Here is an 18,841-nt window from a genome sequence, read left to right on the forward strand (position 1 = left end):
TTATAATTAGTATTATTTAAAATCTAAATTGCATGTTTATGAAATAAGACCGACCTTGAGTATAAAATAATTTGGGACCGAAAAGTGGATAATCACGGTCATTATCCTGCACAAATTTCGGGAAGCTCACGTTTCTTGTTTGTTCAAAACCTCCGGTTATATATTTTGTATTATTAAAAATATTATTCACCGATGCAGTTAATAAAACATAATATTTACCTAGTCGCCAAGATTTTCCCGCATTGGCATTAAAGAAATAAGCGCTTGGTAATTTAGTGGGTTGAAGTCGGTATCTAAGATCAGATTCGGTAATTCCGGCGTATGGAGTGCCAGACACTGGATTTTGGATAAATCTTTCCGTTCTCACAATTGCTGAAGGATCTAAATAATTGTCGCCCAAATAGCTCCAGTTTGCGCCAATCCAATAGTATTTTGGAGAATTATACCGAATCCCTAAAGAGTAGCCCTGCTGAGGTGTTCCGCCTTGTTTATAATTTTTCAAATATGCTTTTCCTAAATCCAAGTACGATTGCCCATTTGCAAAAGTTCCGGCGGCATCTGAAGCAAAATATGTTTCCGGGTCATTGCGGTAAGTAAATACTCCATAACTCGCGGCTCCTTGCACTGAAATAGTTGGTGTCAGATTTACTTCAACACCAAGTTCCGCACCCAAATTTCTTTTTTGAACATTAGACATTACCTGTGTTACAAAAGCACTCTGCACTTGTGTCGAATTTCCCTCGGCATTCTGAGCATCCAATTGAATTCCGTCAGCAAAAAATCTTTGAACGTTCGTCTCATTTTTTGTGTCTATAAGATAACCTGTTAACCGAATTTTCATAAGAGGGGAAGAAAGAATATAGCTTAAATCATTTGCATTAGTTACTGTATTTCTTAAATAGGGTGCAACTGATGAATTTACGCGTGGATTGATAAAAATATCTTCTAGATAAGGTGCTTGCGAAAAATATGCTCCATTATAAACGACGAAGTTTCTACCATTTAATTTATAGATGGCCTGCCCTTTTATGCCATAATTCCAAAAATCATAATTATTACTTTTTCCAGAACCATCAGGATAAAGATAGTGATTAAACAGACCTTCGCGGCTTGACCTTGAGTAGCCGACCAAACCTGAAATAAATATGTCAAATTTACCAGTTGAGAAGCTAAGTCCCGGATTAACTTTTACTTCATCTCTGCGGAAATTGTAATCGTAATTTATTTTATCACCTTTTCTTTTAGTATAATCACCTTCGCCTTGGTTATATAAACCACTTGTTCCCGGACTATTTGTCGCTGCGAAGGGATCTTTATTTAAAGCAAAATCTCCACCCAATAAATCTGAAACTTCTCTATAAATCTCGGATCGGTAATTTTGGTAGGATACGTTAAGTAAAAATTTAGTTTTATCATTAAAATGATGAACGAAGTGTGTTCCTGCATTAAATATTTTATCATCATTTACATCATTAACTAAAAAGTACAAAGATTTTCTACCTGAAGGTCCATAAAGATTGGTAACAGGTTGTGAAAGATTTTGCTGGTATAATTTGCCCCAGTTCAATTGTATTACGTTTGGATCCCCATTTTGCCATCCGGACAAAGCAGTGTTGTAGGCGTCGTTCAAATTATCTACGTTTGCATTTGGATCTTTAAGTAAGGCTTGTTTTATCTGATTATCATAATAGCTTGGTAAATATCGGTAATATTGAGGAGAAGGATTTGGTGCGTTTTGCCAATCTAATCTGGAAGATTTTTCTTTACCAAACTGATAGGAAACATTCGTCCACAAACTGTTTTTTTTGTCGATTTGCCAGTAGTGCGATAGCTGGAATAATGGCTCAAAACTGGTTTTGACCCGTTCGCTTCTTTTTTCACCATCCTGAAATCCCCAATAAGAATTGTAATGAACTCCACCGTAATTATAGACTTCCTGTGTACTTGGGCTTGCAGAAGATCTCCTATAAGGAGAACCCAGGAAATTAAAAATTATAGTATGCTTGTCATTAATTTTCTTTTCCACACCTAAATATGTTCCGTAGGCATCATAGAAAGTGCCTTGTTGTATTCCTTCTTTTGCCCATCTTCTGGCACCCATAATGGTGTAAGCCCATCCTTTTTTGTTCATCCCGGAGGAATATCGTAGCGACGCACGATTTCGATAATTTCTGTTCGTAAGTGAATAAGTGGCTTGAAAACCTTTTCTATTGTCACTCGGCCTGGTATTTTTATAAATTACCGAATTTGCACCTCCGAATGCATATTCAGACGGTGCATGATTATTCGCAACTTCTGGATATCTTGTAATTTCATTGAGACCTCCCCAGTTGCTAAAATCTACATTACCGTTGTCGGGTCTTGTCATCGTTAGTCCGTTAAGTAGGAATTGACCAGATCTTCCGTCGATTCCTCTGGGACGAAACCAATAAGCACCTAAATCATAAGCAGCAATCCTACTGAAAACATCTTGTGAAGAAGTCAGCAAACCAACAGTGGAATTTTGACTGCTATTTTCTTCATCTCCGCTATTGTCTAAAATTGTTAAGCCCTGATCTGCCGATGAAAAACTTGAGCTTAATCTAATAACTCCCAGATCTTTTCTCTTCTGATTGGGTACAATATCGAATTCTATCATTTTGATTTCAAAATCTGGTGCCGAAATCATAATTTGGTAATGACCTTCTTTTAAATCTACGAATTGAAAATAGCCGATTTTATCTGCTGTAACTTCCATTGCAAGATTTTTTAAATCAACCTCAGCATGTTCCACGGGTTTTCCATCGTTATCTTGTAGATAGGCAAAAATAGTGGTTTGCGCAAAGCTATAAGAAGGGGAAAGCAGGGTGAAAAGCGCTATTAATGATAGTTTTCTAAACATATTATTAAAAATTGTGTTATAAAGATAGTAACATTTATTTTAACCTTTAATTAGTAAATTAAACAAAATATTTTAAAGTTTATTGAATCAACCATTCTCTTCGTTAAAATCACGGTAATCTTGAAAAGTTAATTTTTGTAGATTTGTTTAAATTACTTTAAAATGAAAAATTTTTATTTATTAATTTTAAACTTATTTTTCATTTTTTCTTTTGCCCAAAAAGGCGAAGTGAGAAAAGTGGCAACTGTGGGGTTTCTTAATGTCGAAAACATGTGGGATACGATCCAGTCTGCAGATTATATTGATGGCACGAAAGCCATTAGCAATCCTGCTTTCCACCGAAGTATTCCTCTGGATTCTATTAAATTTTTAGCACATGAAGATTACAATGGACCGTGGAATGATTATGCTTTGAAAGGAAAAAAAGTCATTCGCTACCAAGGTTCTTCCGATGAATTTACCCCGTCCAGTCCCAAAAATTATGGTAAAAAAGATTACGCTGCTAAACTTCACAATATAGCAGAAGTAATTTCACAAATTGGCGCACAATACACTAAGACAGCGCCAGTGGTGGTCGGCTTAATAGAAGTAGAAAATCGCCAGGTTGTAAGTGATATTGCGCATTACCCAATTTTAGCAAAATATGATTACGGCATTATTCATTTTAATTCTTATGATTATCGGGGAATTGATGTAGCGTTACTGTATCAAAAAAGAAGATTCACACCGACAAATGCTTTGAAAAAAGAAATAAAAATTTATAATGGAAATGGTGAGCAGCAATATACACGAGATATTTTAATTTTAACAGGGTTATTAGACAATGAAAAAGTTGCTTTTTTCATGAACCACTGGCCTTCAAGGTTAGGTGGGGAAGCAGCATCTTTACCGAAAAGAAATACAGCGGGAGATATTTTAAAAAAACAGATGGACAGTGTTCGGGCTTTAGATCCTTCAATCAAATTATTTGCGATGGGTGATTTTAATGACGATCCCGTGAGCCCAAGTATAAAAAATCATTTAGGAGCGGTGGGAAGTTTCAAAGATATGAGTAAGGAAAAACCTTATCTAAATTTAATGTATCCGCTTTATAAAAAAGGAGTTGCTTCGTTAGCCTATAAGGATACACCAAATTTATTTGATCAGATTATCGTTTCAAAAAATTTAATTAGTGATAAAGTAGGTAAAGATTATTCCGTTTACAAAGCTGAAATTTTTGCGCCTTCTTTCTTAATTAATAAAACTGGCAATTTTAAAGGTTATCCTTTTCGATCTTGGAGTGGTGATCAATTTACGGGTGGCTATTCTGATCACTTTCCGGCTTTTGTTGTGCTTCAAAAAGAATATGTACCAAACTAAATTATTATGAAAAAAATAGCCTTAGTTCTTTCAGTTTTCGCCTTTTTTATAGGTTGTGTGCCAAAGAATAAAGTGGTGTCCGAAAATAAAACAGAACTTAAACCCGAAAAAAATGATGACGGCGAATGGGATCTGCAAGTGATTGATACGCAGTATGATTATTTTCTGAACGCCATCGCAAAACCAATGAATTTCTACAGCGAATCTTATTTAAAAACTAAAAATGCCTTTTTGGTTGTAGAATGGAATTCTTTATACCTTTCTGGAAGATATCGGAATGTGATCGAATCGTCGATTGATTACGATCCAAATGAAAATTACGGGCTAAAATTTGAATATAAATTATACCAGGTTTTTGCCTACGTTCAATGGAAATACCATTTAAAACTTAATGGATTAAGTCAAACAGAAGTTCGGTAATTTCTTTAAATTTAAAACAAAAAAAGGTTCAATTTTTAGTTGAACCTTTTATATTTATGAGAAGCAAAAATTATTTGTTGAAATTTTCTTCTACTTTATCCCAATTGATTAGATCAAAGAAATTGGTCACATAATCTGGTCTTTTGTTTTGGTAATTTAAATAATAAGCATGTTCCCAAACATCCAAACCTAAAAGTGGAGTTCCATGAACTTCAGCAACCGGCATCAAAGTATTGTCTTGGTTTGGTGTAGAAGTAATTGCTACAGAACCATCTTCTTTTTTAATTAGCCAAGCCCAACCAGAACCAAATCTTGTTTTCGCTGCAGTGGCAAAATCTTCTTTAAATTTATCATAACCACCCATTTTTTCAATGGCTGCTTTAACATGACCAACTGGTTCCTTACTTCCGCCTGGTTTTAAAATTTTCCAAAATAAACTGTGGTTGAAATGGCCACCGCCATTATTTCTTACTGCTGCTTTGTCTGAACCAGTTTTACAAACTTCTTCAATTGTTTTTCCTTCTAAATCTGTACCTTCAATGGCTTTATTCAAATTATCCACATAACCCTGGTGGTGTTTTGTATAATGGATTTCCATTGTTTTGGCGTCTATGTGTGGTTCCAATGCGTCGTACGCAAATCCTAAGTCTGGTAATGTAAATGACATAATATTATATTTTTTTAAATGTTCTTATCAAATTTAAGCAATAATTATGCAAAAGCCTAAATGATTGCGGGACTTTATAAAATCTTTAACATTGATAAAGTTAAATAAAAAAGCCATTCAAACTAAATTGAATGGCTTTAAATTTTTATTTGAAACGGAGAATCTTATGCAGCCCGACTTGAGTGGAAATCCTTTTTGCAAGCGAAAATTTTCTATTGTTAAAATAATTTCGTGGCAAAAAGATTGGGAACGGAAGGCGGAAATGTCTGCCATAAAAAAATAATAAATAGATATTCGACGTAGTCAAATTGCTGCCCAAACAACATTTTTAAAATTCTATCTATTCATAGACATTAAAAATTCTTCGTTATTTAAAGTATTTTTCATTTGTTTATTCACAAAATCCATGGCTTCCAAAGGATTCATATCAGACAAATATTTTCTCAAGATCCACATGCGTTGCATCGTTGCTTCATCTAAAAGCAGATCATCCCGTCGCGTACTGGAAGACACTAGATCAACCGCAGGATATATTCTTTTATTGGAAATTTTTCTATCCAACTGAAGTTCCATATTTCCAGTTCCTTTAAATTCCTCGAAAATCACTTCATCCATTTTAGAACCTGTGTCGATTAAAGCCGTTGCAATAATTGTTAAAGATCCGCCGTTTTCAATTTTTCTAGCTGCGCCAAAAAATCTTTTAGGTTTGTGAAGCGCATTTGCATCTACACCACCAGAAAGTATTTTCCCAGAAGCAGGCGTCACTGTATTATATGCTCTCGCTAAACGTGTGATAGAATCTAATAGTATTACGACATCATGACCGCATTCTACCATTCTTTGCGCTTTTGCAAGCACTAGATTTGCTACTTTTACGTGCTTATCAGCCGATTCATCAAATGTGGATGCGATGACCTCCGCATTTACACTGCGTTCCATATCCGTTACTTCTTCCGGTCTTTCATCAATTAAAAGAACCATCATATAAGCTTCCGGATGATTAGAAGAAATTGCGTTTGCAATATCTTTCAGCAACATCGTTTTACCGGTTTTCGGTTGCGCAACGATCATTGCACGTTGTCCTTTCCCGATTGGCGCAAATAAATCGACAATTCTTGTAGAAAGTGTTGAACCTTTTCCCGCTAAATTAAATTTTTCCTGTGGAAAAAGTGGCGTTAAATATTCAAAAGCAACGCGGTCTTTAATGAAATCCAGATCTCTGCCGTTAACTTCTGTTGGTTTTAAAAGTGAAAAATATTTTTCACCTTCTTTTGGTAATCTTACAATTCCACGAACCGTGTCGCCGGTCTTTAAACCATAATTTCTAATTTGATTGGTAGAAACATAAACGTCATCTGCGGAAGAAATATAACTGAAATCAGATGATCTTAAAAAGCCATAATTATCTGGTAAAATCTCTAAAACACCTTCTATTGTTACAATTCCGTCGAAATTATATTCCTTTTTCTTTTCCTGCTCTTCTTTATTGTCCGCATTTTTCGAATTAGGATTTTGATTGTTTTTATTTTGATTGGGATTTGGTTTCCGATTTTGATTCGGATTGTTTTGATTCGGATTAGAATTCCCTTGATTTGGGTTAGTCTGGCTGGTATTCGGTTGATTAGAATTCCCTTGAGCCGAATTATTCTGATTTGGATTATTTTGATTCGGGTTGTTCTGATTCGGGTTGTTCTGATTTGGATTAGCACTATTGCTATTCGAATTATTCCCGTTCTGCTGATTTTTATTTTTATTCTGCTGATTCGGATGTTGAGGTTTTTGCTGAACTTTTTGAGTCGGCACATTTTCTTCTTCCGATTTAATTTCTAAAGGTGCCTCATCCGTTTTTACTTCTTGCACAGAATTTTCTATAGGTTTCTTTTCTACTCTTTTACGAGTTTTTGAAGGTTCAAGAGATTTTGGCTCAGAAGTATTTTCAACTTTTTCTTCAGTAGCAGTTTCTAAAGATAATTCCGGAGTTTCTGCTACAGGTTTTTTAACTGGCTTCTTTTTAGGCGCAGGTTTTTTGATCGGTTTTACTTCTTCAGAAATTACTGGCGAAGCGCTTTCTGCAGGCTTTTCAGTTGAGTTATAATAATCTTTGGCAACTTTGGTATTAGATGCTTGAAAATCTAAAATTCCAAAAATTTTGTCGTTTTCACTACTGTTTTTTAGAGTTTTTAGCCCTAAATCATTGGAGATTTTGGCTAATTCTTCAACAGATTTAGACCGTAAGGTTTCGAGGTTAAACATAAAATATGTTAGATATGTAAATTATAAGTGTGTGCAAGTAAGAGGTTTAAGTCAGGTGACTTATGTCTTTAATTGTAAATTGTATTGCAAATCTACACTAATTTTTGAATTGTGCAAAAAAAAATCTACTTTTGCGACACTAAATTTACTGAAATAAACCTTTATGATACAGCGTATTCAAAGTATATGGTTATTTATTGCGATTCTAGGCGCAGTATTCTTATACATTACTTCCACAGATCTGGATGCTGAATTAAAAGCACCTATAATGTTAATATCATGTAGCGTCTTAGTTATTTTAGGAGGTTTAAGTTTATTTGGCTACAAAAATAGAAAAAGACAAAGAATACTGAACTGGCTCAGTATAATTTTAAACGCTTTGTTGCTAGGTCTGTTGTCTTATTGGTTGCTAAAATTATCCGGAGGAATTAATTTTCCTGAGAAGGGTATTGAGCCAGTTTTTCCCGTAATATCAATAATTGCATTGCAAATTGCAAATAGTTACATCCGGAAAGATGAAAGGATCGTAAAATCTGTAGACCGTTTGCGATAGACTCACAATGATTTTTTTTGAGTGAAGCAGTTTCTTTGGAGACTGCTTTTTTGTTTAATGTTAACAAATTGTGTAGGGCAATCCCCCATTTTAAAAATATAAAGCGTAAAAAAAAATGGCGGCCGGGCTATCCATTACAATCTTTTTTTTTCAATTATTGAATAAAATAAAAAAAAGGATTTTCATTTCTATCCCTATTGTGTTACGCATAGAAATGAAAAATAACTGTTTTTCAAAGATTAGATCTTTTATTTCGTCCCGTTTTTTGCGATCAAATAATTCTAAATCCTACAAACTAAATTTTCAGTAATTTTACCCACTAATCTATCCGTGAATGAAGCCCTTAAAACGAATATTATTTTTCGCAAAACCCCATCAAAAATATCTTTTTCTCAGTGTTTTTTTTAACATTCTTTATTCAGTTTTAAATATTTTTTCAGTTGCCACCATGCTGCCGATTTTAGGTTTAATGTTTGGCACTGTAAAAAAAGTGGACACTTCCGCAAAACCAGTCTGGGAAGGTGGTCTGTCACATTTTTTCACTAATGCGAAAGATTGGGCCTATTACACTATTCAAACCCAAATTGACCAACACGGCGCGGTAAAAGTTTTGGCAGTTTTATGCACGATCACTGCAGTTGCTTTTCTTTTAAGGAATATTTTCCGCTATCTTGGCGCTTATTTATTGGTTAATTATCGAGTCGGAATCACCAAAGATTTAAGAACTGCGATGTATGATAAATTTTTAAAATTACCCGTTTCATTTTTCACAGAACAAAGAAAAGGTGATATGATGAGCCGTATTTCAAACGATATCGGCGCGGTAGAAGGCGGGATTATGGGCGCTCTGGTTGACGTCATTAATTCACCGTTCATGATCATTTCTTCCCTGATTACATTATTTTTATTAGCACCAAACCTAACCTTATTCTCATTAATCGTTTTTCCTGTTATGGGAGTTTTAATCGCCTGGGTCGGAAAAAGTTTGAAAAAACAAGCCCATTCTGCGCAACAGGAATTGGGAAATCTTTTTTCTTTGGTTGATGAAACTTTAAAATCATCAAAAGTCATCAAGATCTTTAATGCTGATAAAATTCTTACAAATAGATTTAATCACACGACAAATGAATGGCAAAGATTTGCCATTGGAATGAGCCGGAAACGTGAAATGGCCTCGCCAATGAGTGAGTTTCTAGGTTCTGTTACTATTTTAATTATCACTTGGTTTGCCGGAACTCAAATTCTGCAGGCACACACGATGGAACCGGAAACGTTCCTGGTTTTTATTGGTTTATTTTTCCAGATTTTAGATCCAGCAAAAAAATTATCTTCTGCAATTTCATCTATTCAAGGTGGTTTGGCAAGTTTAGAACGTGTTTCTGAAGTTTTAGATTATGATTTAAAAATCGAAGAAGTAGAAAACCCCACATCAATTTCAGACTTAAACGGTAAAATTGAATTTAAAAATATTGGTTTTTATTACGATGTTGACAATGTTATTTTAAAAAACTTTTCCTTAACATTACCAAAAGGAAAAACCGTCGCTTTGGTCGGACAATCGGGAAGTGGAAAAACCACGATTGCCAATTTATTAGCGCGTTTTTATGACGTGTCTGAAGGTGAAATTTTAATTGATGGCGTAAATATTAAAGAATTAAACTTAAAAGAATACCGCCATCTTTTAGGAATGGTAACGCAGGAATCTGTTTTGTTTAATGATTCAGTTTTCAATAATATTTTAATGGGGAAACCATCTGCGCCTGAAGAAGAGGTAATTTCTGCAGCTAAAATTGCAAACGCAGATCAATTTATCACACAGCTTCCAAATTCTTACCACACAAATATTGGGGATGATGGAAATAAATTATCTGGCGGACAAAAACAAAGAATTTCCATCGCACGTGCGGTTTTAAAAAATCCACCCATCATGATTTTAGATGAAGCAACTTCGGCTTTAGATACTGAATCTGAAAAATTTGTACAAGATGCGTTAGAGAAAATGATGGAAAACCGTACTTCACTCATTATTGCGCATAGACTTTCTACCATTCAAAAAGCAGACTGGATTGTGGTAATGGAACGCGGCGAAATTGTTGAACAGGGAACGCATCAGGAATTAATGGAAAGAAAAGCGGTGTATTATAAATTAGTGGAACTACAGAATTTTAAATAGTGCGCAAAGATATATTGAGTAGTGAAAGCGGATTGTGAAAATTAATTGTGTTTACTTGCTTTATCCTGCATTTATAAAAAAAATTGGCTGTTAATTAAACACCCAATTTTTTATTTCAAAAGTTGATTAAAAGTATCTCCCTGCATTATGTCACCAGTATTGTAACCCTTCATAAACCATTCCTGCCTTTGTGCAGAACTTCCATGCGTAAAGGCTTCTTGATTAACAGTTCCCGTGCTTCTTCGCTGGATGTTATCATCACCAACCGCTGCTGCTGCATCCATCGCACTTTGTATATCGCCTGGTTCCAAAATATGTTCTCTTTGATCTGTTAATTTTGACCAAACGCCAGCATAGAAATCTGCCTGAAGTTCAGTCGCTACGGAAACTCGATTTAAATCTGCTTCTGAATACTGGCCGCTGTTTCTTAGTTTATCTACTTTTTGAGTTTTACCTAAAAGCGTTTGAACGTGATGCCCAATCTCGTGAGCCATGACGTAAGCAATTGTAAATTCAGTGACTTTTGCACCAAATTTCTGCTGAAGTTCCTTGAAGAAGCTCATGTCCATATAAACGGTTTCATCTGTGGGACAATAAAACGGACCCATCGCAGCTTGCGCCGTTCCACATCCAGAATTTGTAGTGTCTTCAAACATTACAACATGGGGTTTTCTGTACGTCATTCCGAGTTTTTGAAATTCTGCTGTCCAGGTTTGTTCTGTTTCGCCGGTTACCATTTTTACAAACTGACGTGTTTTCAATTCGTCTGGCGTCAAATCTCTTTGCTCCGTTTGTGCAGATTGTTGAGACATTCCTGAATTTAAAACTGCAGACGGATCTCCGCCAAGGAAATATACAATTGCGGCGATTATTAACGTTCCAATTCCGCCACCCACAGCCACTCCACCACCTCCGGTACCGCGTCTGTCATCTACATTGTCGCTGCTGTCGTTTGTCCATCTCATGATTTTATTATATAAAATTTAGAATTTAAAAACACAAGAAATTCACAAACTTAAATTGAAATTTTTTGTGTTAGAAAAGAATTGAAATATTGAAATAAACTTTTTATTGAGAATTATTTGTATAGATAAAGCTTTTTTTTCCTTCCCCGATTTTAGTAAAATATTTATATTTTTTCACCATATTGCTGTCTTCTTTGCTTATTATTAGATCAAATTTTTCTTTGTCTAAAAACTTTTTAGCTAAATCGACTTCAGTGATTGTTTTGACTTTCCCCTTGCTGTAAAATTGACTTGAATATGTTTTATCACCAAGATAATACAAAGTTGAAGCATTGTTATTTGCTAAAATATATTTATCAGTATTGGTGAATTTTTGAAAAACACCGGGGATAAAAGAGAGAATAATTAGAATTATTGAAAGCGCAGGAAGAATCAACGCTGTATAAAAATAGGTTTTTTTGTTTTTTATTTCGTTCCAAAAAGTGGCTACAAATAAAGCAAGTGGAATAGAAGTAGGAAGCACATACGTGTGAATTAAACTTTTAGAAGTTGTAAAAAAGAGTGGTGTCCAAATAATCCAAAAGACAAGGTAAGTGAGCCAAGGATCTTTAAAAAGTGTTTTTCGTAATGTTACTACTTTATTGAAAAAGAAAATTATCCAGGGAACTGACAAGCCGAGAAGAAAAACCCAGATAATCCCCAAAGGTTGCATTTTTGGAAAACCGTATTTATCACCTTTCCAGCTGGAGTCAAAAAATCTTTTGTAATGCTCACCAATAATAAAGTAATCTATAAATCCAGGAGTGCGTTCCTCCGCTAAATAATACCAGGGAACTGCGATAATTAGGACAATCAAAATTCCAGTTATCCATGGAAATGTAGAAAATATTTTCTTTAAATTTTTAAACCATAAAGCCCACAAAAAAATTGGAGGTCCGGTAAGAACAATTACAATAGGACCTTTCGCCAATAAACCGACACCGACGGCGGCAAAGAAAAGATACTTCCAATAAGTTTTACCATTATTAAACCCTTCCCAAAAAGCAATCATAATGCATGTGAGAGAAAGCAACAAAGTCATATCCGTAGAAACGACACCAACGTGCAATAGAAATTCTGGAATTGTAAATAAAATAAATGCGGGGACAATTAGACTTATTTTTAACCGTTTTGCGATAGGTTTTATTAAAAGTAAAAGTAAAATGGAAATAATAAAAGAAGGAAAACGCACCGCAAATTCATTAACACCTAAAATTTTAATAGAGATTGCCGAAAGCCAAGTCGATAAAGGCGGTTTTGCCCAAAATGGAACTCCGTAATCAATTTGTGGTGTCACCCAATTGCCAGTCTCCGCCATAATTCTGGCGATTTCTGCATATCGGGCCTCAGTTTTATCCATTAAAGGAATTACTGAATTTAGTACTAATCTCGCAATGATAATAATTGCAAAGGAAACGTAGTAAAACCTGGGATTATCTAGTAATTTTTTTTGCTGCATTATTATATTTCTTGTTTATTAAAAATAAATCATACCAAAGCCGAAAGAAATAAGTAAAGTGCACTTTTGATTCTTCTACATCCTGCCATTCTTGCAAAGGAATTTCTCGGCAGATGCTTTTCATTCTTTCACCACTAAAAATATTTTTTAATCTGAAAAATAGTTCTACATCAAAAAGCCATTTTGAGATAAAAGGTTCCTGAAATACTTTTTCTGCGACATCTCTTCGAAATACTTTACAACCACACTGTGAATCATAAACGTGCAATTTTAACAAGGTTGAAATGGCAGTAGCAATAAATCTTCCTAAGTAATGGCGGTAATTTTTCCTGTTGATGTTTGTATCGATCTTAGAAATTCTGGAGCCAAAAGCGAAAATAATATTTTCATTTATATTTTCAGAAATTAAAAGCCATTCTTCAAGCGACGTAGCAAGGTCTGCATCAAGGTAACCAATTTTTTTTGCCGCAGGATATTCTTTCAAACATTGAAGTGTAGCAATCTGAATTGTCTGCGCTTTACCAACGTTTTTTGGCAGATTTATAATTTCAACTTTAGCAGGAAATTCGTTTTTAATAGTTTTTAAGACTGCTTCAGTATGATCCGTGGAACCATCATTTGCAAAGACAAGAGAACAGTTTTCAATATTTCTTAGAAAATTTGTATAGCTTTTTAGTGGCAGTCTGTTTCCCTCATTATAGCAGGGGATGATGATTACGTTTTGCATGGTGATGGTGAATTATAGAAAATCCCTAAATCTAAAAATACTTTGATCTTATCTAAATACATTTCAGGAAATTTAGGTTAATTTATTATTTTCCAAAACCAATATTAGAAGTTTTGTGATCTAATTTTCTTTTGAAATTAATCATTTGCAGCGCGGTTGCAGCAGCTTCAACACCCTTGTTCCCAAGATCGCCACCACTTCTGGCGATGGACTGTTCTTTAGTATTATCGGTAAGTACACAAAAAATTGCAGGAACTTCTGTGAAAACATTACAATCTTTAATACCTTGCGCAACAGCGTCACAAATGAAATCGAAATGCGGAGTTTCACCACGGATGACGCAACCGATTGCTATTACAGCATCAAAACTACCTTTTTTACAAAGTTGCATTGCGGCAAAATTTAGTTCAAAAGCGCCAGGAACAGGAAATAATTTTATGTTCTCTTTTTTTACGCCTTCTTTCTCTAAAATTTCTAAAGCAGCATCCCGCAAACTGAAAGTTGCGAAATCATTCCACTCAGAAAATACAATGCCGATGTTGTATTCACCGGCATTAGAAATATTTAAAGACTTATAATCTGAAAGATTTACTGTCGCCATTTTTAATAATACTTGGTCATTTCAATGTAGGCATCAGACATGCCGTTGTCGTAATCTTTATATTTTTCATTAATTACAGAAAAATATTTTTTCGCTTCACTGTTTTTTTTAAGTGACAAAGCGATAAGTCCAGCTTTTTTTGTAAAGTAATAACTGGTGTAAGGATCATCAGATGCGGATGTTGCTTTATCTAAAAGAGAAAGCGCATCGTCACTTTTGTTGAGGTTAATTTGGCAATCTGCCATCGCACCATATTTTAGCGCCACTAAAACTTTATTTCCAGAGCTGAAATTATCTAAAAGATCATATGCTTTTTGATAATTTCCTTTTTTAAATTCTAATAGACCCGCGTTATAAGCAGATAATTTACCCGCTGCAGTAGAAGAATAGTTATTATAAGTTCCGACAAAACCAGGATTTGCTGCAGATTTTCCACCCAATGCAATATCTTCTTTACCTTCAGAAAGGTTTTTTTGAGCGCTTAAATAACTTTTTGTTGCCTCTTCATTTTTTGGCCCTTGAATAAATTGTTGGTACGCAAAGAAGACTAAAACGCCTACAACTAAAACACCAAAAATAATGCTTAATTGTTTCGCGTAACGCTCTATGAAACGTTCCGTGTTGAATGCATCTTTATCTAAATCTTTAAAAAACTCAACCGTTTCTTTTCCTTCTTTAGTATGATTGGGTATTTTACCAGTTTGTTTATCTGCCATAATTTTTTTGAATAGAACTGCAAATTTAATTGTTTCTAAACGATTTACAAAATACTTGCTTAAAATTTTAATTTTAAGAATTTTAGACGCATTGGCCGGGCGAATAATTTAGAAATATTAGGCAGATCTTACAAAAAACTGTCAAATCTTTCGAAATGGCAAGTATAGCCATTTGGTTGTTTTACTAAATAATCCTGATGTTCAGGTTCAGCCTGCCAAAAGGTGGAGTAAGGTTCCAATGTCGTTACTGCTTTGCCATTCCATTTATTTGAATCATCAACGATTTTAATTACTTCTTTTGCAATTTCTTTTTCTTCGTCGTTCTGAAAAAATATAGTAGATCTGTAACTTGAACCCTTGTCATTGCCTTGCTGATCAATAGTAGTTGGATTGTGAATTCTAAAGAAATAATCTAAGATCTTTTTGAAAGAAGTTTCATTTGCGTCATAAGTAATTTCAATCCCTTCCGCATGACCTGGATGATTTCTATAAGTTGGATTATCATTTGAACCGCCGATATAACCGACTTCTGTGTCTTTTATGCCAGTTCTGATTCTAAAAAGATCTTCCATTCCCCAAAAACAACCGCCCGCGATATATGCTTTTTTAATATTTTCCATTTTTATTTATTAAGTTAAAATACATTACAAAAATAATCAAATAAAATACTTTATTTATTAAACTGATCTAAAATTTTAATGATAAATAGTAGTTTACAACACGCTTGTTTCTGGTTTTTAATATTTATTATAAACCTTGCGTTTAGATTCTCAATAATGCGTAATTCTAGCGTTTTTTTGCGAATTTTAATATTAAATTCTGCTTTTTCAACTATAGATTATTCTTTAGCGGTTCTATATATAAATTAATAACTCAAGACAGAATAAATCTCAGCATTAAAACTTTCCAGTTTTTTCTCACCTTTTAAGGCTTCAAGATTAATAAGGAAACTAAACTGCGATACTTTTCCATCTAATTTTCTAACTAAATTTCCAGCGGCTTGGGTTGTGCCACCAGTTGCTAAAAGATCATCGTGAATTAATACTCTGGTGCCAGGTTTTAGTTGATCCGTTTTCATTTCAATTTCTGCGGAACCGTATTCCAGATCGTATTTTTCACCGATAAATGGTGGCGGTAATTTCCCCTGTTTTCTAATGAGAATAAAAGGAACTTCTAAAGCAGCCGCAATGGCAATCCCAAAAAGATAGCCGCGACTTTCTATCCCGCAAACTGCATCAATTCTACCTCGACTGAAATTAGCTAAATCTTTAATGACTTCTTCATAAAGAGTATGATCTAAAAAAATAGGCGAAATGTCTTTAAACTGAATTCCTTTTGAAGGAAAATCAGGAATATTGGTGATCGTGGATTTTAATTTTGAAATAAGATCTGATGAGGCCAAATTTTTTATTTTTTTTGTGACGAATTAATTTTATAACTAGAAATTTTCCAGGTTCCATTCTTATTTTGCAAGCCATAAGTTACATCTAAAGAAACAGTATTGCCGTTTTTATCGGTTACGTTATAATTGGCATTTACTGCGGCATTTTTATCTGTGGAATTACTCGTTGTGACAGAATTCACATTTAAATTTTTTACCGCACCAAAGCCAGAATTTGGATTTGAAAAGTTATCATAATTGCCCCAAGATGGATTTTCTGAAACTTCATACGCTCCTTTTAAATTTTGAGAACCAAGACTATTTAAAAATTTTAAAACCGTTGATTTTGGATTAGTAACCGTGACAGGAGGAATCGTGCTTGTCGTAATTGGAACTCCATTAGCGTCAATTATCGCCGAATTTAGTGGTGCCGCTTTAGTAGAGTCTGTTGCAATAACTGTCTGTTCCAGCAAAATTTTGCTATTGACAAGAACGCTGGATTTAATCATTTGATAAGTTTTTTTAGAACTTTTAACGGTTATTTTAATCTCAATTTTCCCATCAGTAATTTTGTCCTTCGGCAGTGAAGCAAATCTTAAAGTGAATCCTCTAAAATTATTATTTTGCATTAAGTTTTTAGCAGTTAATAGTCTTGTTCCATTGCTGGAAACTTCCATTACGGTTTCTAGTGCAGCGCCTGAGAAAGAAATGGATGCGCCCGAATTATCCAATAAACGGGGAACAACCTGTAACGCTTTTGGTCCTAAAATACTATCGATTGCTATTGGCGTTGCAGTGATTGAAAGTGAGGTGGCATCAATTTCATTAGGATCTTTTTCTGCGGCGTTTACAGAACCAAAAATATTCATTTCACCTAACGATGGTGGAGAAATGCTGGTCCACTCTACATTATTTTTTTTTGCTATTTCATCAGCCATTGTTAAAATCTGCGGCACTTTTTTACCTTCAAGAAGTTTTGATAAAGCCTTTAGTTTGGAGATGTCGTCATTTCCTTCTACACCAAAAGTTTTTAAAATGTATAAAGCCTCATTAAATTTTATCTGCTTGATCGTATTTAAACCTGATTCCAGATCATTAACACTGCTTTGGAAAGTTTTTAGATTCGTGGAATCTATTTTCGTTTTCTTACAAGAGGTAAACAAAAGTAGACTGAATGCGAAAAAAAGAAAGAAATACTTTTTCATAAACTATGATTTGTACAAATTTAGTAAAATAAACATTTGAGTGTAAATATATTTATTTCAAAAAAAAATCCCAACCTAAGTCGGGATTTATATATTTTGAGAGGAATTTTAGAAAGGGTATTCATAAATTTCAGATTCATGTAAATATGGATTTCCAACGGGAATTAGTTTCTCTTTGGATAATCTAGTCATTACAACAAAAATAAATAATCCTACAACGAAGAACATCGCGCCAAAAACTAAAAGAAATACTTCTGGTGTTTTCCAAAATGGACCAACTGATCCAGGCATTACCATATTAAAGAAATCCATCCAGTGACCAACTATTACAACTACGGCCATGGTTGCCATCACTTTGTAGTTTCTTTTTATACTACTGCTTACCATAACTAGTAATGGAACTAAGAAGCATAAAATTAAACTGGTAAAAAATGGAACTTTGTAATATTCAAATCTTCCAAAAAAGTAATTTACTTCCTCCGGGATGTTTGCGTACCAATAAAGCATAAATTGCGCGAACCAAGTGTACGTCCAAAGCATACTTAAAGCAAATAGAAATACTCCTAAATCATGCAGGTGATTATCATTAAATTGAGGAAGCGCACCTTTTTTCTTTAAATAAACACATATTAAAATTATTACTGCAATTGCACTTGCCCAGCAACTTACCATTGCGTACCAAATATACATTGTAGAGTACCAGTGTGGATCAATTGACATTAACCAATCCCAAGCCCAAGCTGCAGAAGCGAAACCAAAAAATACAATATATGCTACGTTCCATTTATAGTAAGACTGGTAAACTTCTCTGGTTTTTAATTCATCTACTTTTTTAGACATTGATTTTAATTTCCAGGCAAAAAATGATGCACCGCAAACATATATTAATGATCTAACAACGTACCATGGAATATTTAAAAATTTATGTTTTTCATATAAAATAGAATCGAAATTTGGTGATTTTGGATCAGTTAATGAAGGATCCATCCAATGAAAAATATGTCCAACATGGGAAATATTCAAACCAACTAAAATTAATATAATTACTCCACCATAAGGAATGTAAGAAGCGATTGCTTCCATCACTCTCAAAATAATGATAGACCATCCTGCATGAGCTGCAGTTTGAATGGAATAAAAGAATAATGCGCAACAACTTAATGCAAAAGCAAATATTGCAATTAAGTGAATTGCTGCCAAGGGTTGATTATGAATTTGCATTGTGGCGTGCTCCATATGAGCGGCGTGATCTTGTGGACCAACCATCTCGCTGGAATTACTTGGTGCATTATGGCCGCCTGCATGCACAGTTTCCATCATATGTTCTACCCGAACCTGATCGATTCCGTGATTCATAAAATACCCAATTCCGAAAGCTACTAATCCTAAAACGATAAGTATAATTGAATATAATCTTAATTTTGGTGAAAAACTATACATTT

At 34.2% G+C, this 18,841-nt stretch carries 16 protein-coding genes; 4 read left to right on the plus strand and 12 right to left on the minus strand.

The features are described 5' to 3' along the window. Positions 1–16 precede the first annotated feature (16 nt). The gene (locus ACVBED_RS11290) at positions 17–2,881 is read right to left on the minus strand and encodes a peptidase (RefSeq protein WP_473095018.1); all 2,865 of its coding nucleotides are present in this window, start codon (positions 2,879–2,881) and stop codon (positions 17–19) included. A 162-nt stretch (positions 2,882–3,043) separates the two neighbouring features. Here ACVBED_RS11290 and ACVBED_RS11295 point away from each other — a divergent pair, with 162 nt between their 5' ends. Both ACVBED_RS11295 and ACVBED_RS11300 read left to right on the plus strand, forming a co-directional pair. Beyond that, positions 3,044–4,240: an endonuclease/exonuclease/phosphatase family protein gene (locus ACVBED_RS11295; protein WP_473095019.1), complete on the plus strand. Its 1,197-nt coding sequence runs from the start codon at positions 3,044–3,046 to the stop codon at positions 4,238–4,240. Between the two features lie 6 nt (positions 4,241–4,246). Then, positions 4,247–4,660: a DUF6146 family protein gene (locus ACVBED_RS11300; RefSeq protein WP_473095020.1), complete on the plus strand. Its 414-nt coding sequence runs from the start codon at positions 4,247–4,249 to the stop codon at positions 4,658–4,660. Positions 4,661–4,730: 70 nt separating this feature from the next. Here ACVBED_RS11300 and ACVBED_RS11305 read toward each other — a convergent pair whose 3' ends face one another. Continuing rightward, positions 4,731–5,327 (minus strand): superoxide dismutase, encoded by a 597-nt coding sequence (locus ACVBED_RS11305; protein WP_473095021.1) that lies wholly within the window; start codon positions 5,325–5,327, stop codon positions 4,731–4,733. A gap of 336 nt (positions 5,328–5,663) precedes the next feature. After that, entirely contained in the window at positions 5,664–7,580 is a 1,917-nt protein-coding gene (gene rho / locus ACVBED_RS11310; protein ID WP_447120377.1) for a transcription termination factor Rho, read from the minus strand. A 163-nt stretch (positions 7,581–7,743) separates the two neighbouring features. On the opposite strand from rho, the gene ACVBED_RS11315 reads away from it, so the two are divergent. Next, complete coding sequence (locus tag ACVBED_RS11315) at positions 7,744–8,133, plus strand: DUF4293 family protein (protein WP_447120378.1); 390 nt, start codon at positions 7,744–7,746, stop codon at positions 8,131–8,133. A 334-nt stretch (positions 8,134–8,467) separates the two neighbouring features. Beyond that, entirely contained in the window at positions 8,468–10,306 is a 1,839-nt protein-coding gene (locus tag ACVBED_RS11320; RefSeq protein ID WP_447120379.1) for an ABC transporter ATP-binding protein, read from the plus strand. A 110-nt stretch (positions 10,307–10,416) separates the two neighbouring features. Here the strand turns inward: ACVBED_RS11320 and ypfJ are convergent, their stop codons facing one another. The 9 genes from ypfJ to ACVBED_RS11365 form a co-directional block, all read right to left on the minus strand. Continuing rightward, the gene (gene ypfJ, locus ACVBED_RS11325) at positions 10,417–11,271 is read right to left on the minus strand and encodes a KPN_02809 family neutral zinc metallopeptidase (protein WP_447120380.1); all 855 of its coding nucleotides are present in this window, start codon (positions 11,269–11,271) and stop codon (positions 10,417–10,419) included. A 103-nt stretch (positions 11,272–11,374) separates the two neighbouring features. After that, a complete protein-coding gene (locus ACVBED_RS11330) occupies positions 11,375–12,769 on the minus strand; it encodes an ArnT family glycosyltransferase (RefSeq protein ID WP_447120381.1) in 1,395 nt (464 codons plus the stop codon). Next, a complete protein-coding gene (locus tag ACVBED_RS11335) occupies positions 12,744–13,496 on the minus strand; it encodes a glycosyltransferase (RefSeq protein ID WP_447120382.1) in 753 nt (250 codons plus the stop codon). Before ACVBED_RS11335 ends, ACVBED_RS11330 begins: the two co-directional genes overlap by 26 nt. 85 nt (positions 13,497–13,581) lie before the next feature. Next, positions 13,582–14,097: a 6,7-dimethyl-8-ribityllumazine synthase gene (ribH, locus tag ACVBED_RS11340; protein WP_447120383.1), complete on the minus strand. Its 516-nt coding sequence runs from the start codon at positions 14,095–14,097 to the stop codon at positions 13,582–13,584. 2 nt (positions 14,098–14,099) lie between these two features. Next, positions 14,100–14,813, minus strand: a complete 714-nt coding sequence (locus ACVBED_RS11345) for a YfgM family protein (protein ID WP_447120384.1) — start codon at positions 14,811–14,813, stop codon at positions 14,100–14,102. A 128-nt stretch (positions 14,814–14,941) separates the two neighbouring features. After that, the gene (msrA, locus tag ACVBED_RS11350) at positions 14,942–15,433 is read right to left on the minus strand and encodes a peptide-methionine (S)-S-oxide reductase MsrA (RefSeq protein ID WP_447120385.1); all 492 of its coding nucleotides are present in this window, start codon (positions 15,431–15,433) and stop codon (positions 14,942–14,944) included. A gap of 245 nt (positions 15,434–15,678) precedes the next feature. Beyond that, complete coding sequence (locus ACVBED_RS11355; protein WP_447120386.1) at positions 15,679–16,215, minus strand: adenine phosphoribosyltransferase; 537 nt, start codon at positions 16,213–16,215, stop codon at positions 15,679–15,681. Positions 16,216–16,220: 5 nt separating this feature from the next. Beyond that, positions 16,221–17,399 (minus strand): hypothetical protein, encoded by a 1,179-nt coding sequence (locus ACVBED_RS11360; protein ID WP_447120387.1) that lies wholly within the window; start codon positions 17,397–17,399, stop codon positions 16,221–16,223. Between the two features lie 108 nt (positions 17,400–17,507). Continuing rightward, a complete protein-coding gene (locus tag ACVBED_RS11365) occupies positions 17,508–18,839 on the minus strand; it encodes a quinol:cytochrome C oxidoreductase (protein ID WP_447120388.1) in 1,332 nt (443 codons plus the stop codon). Positions 18,840–18,841 lie beyond the last annotated feature (2 nt).

The organism is Halpernia sp. GG3 (genome assembly GCF_052976925.2).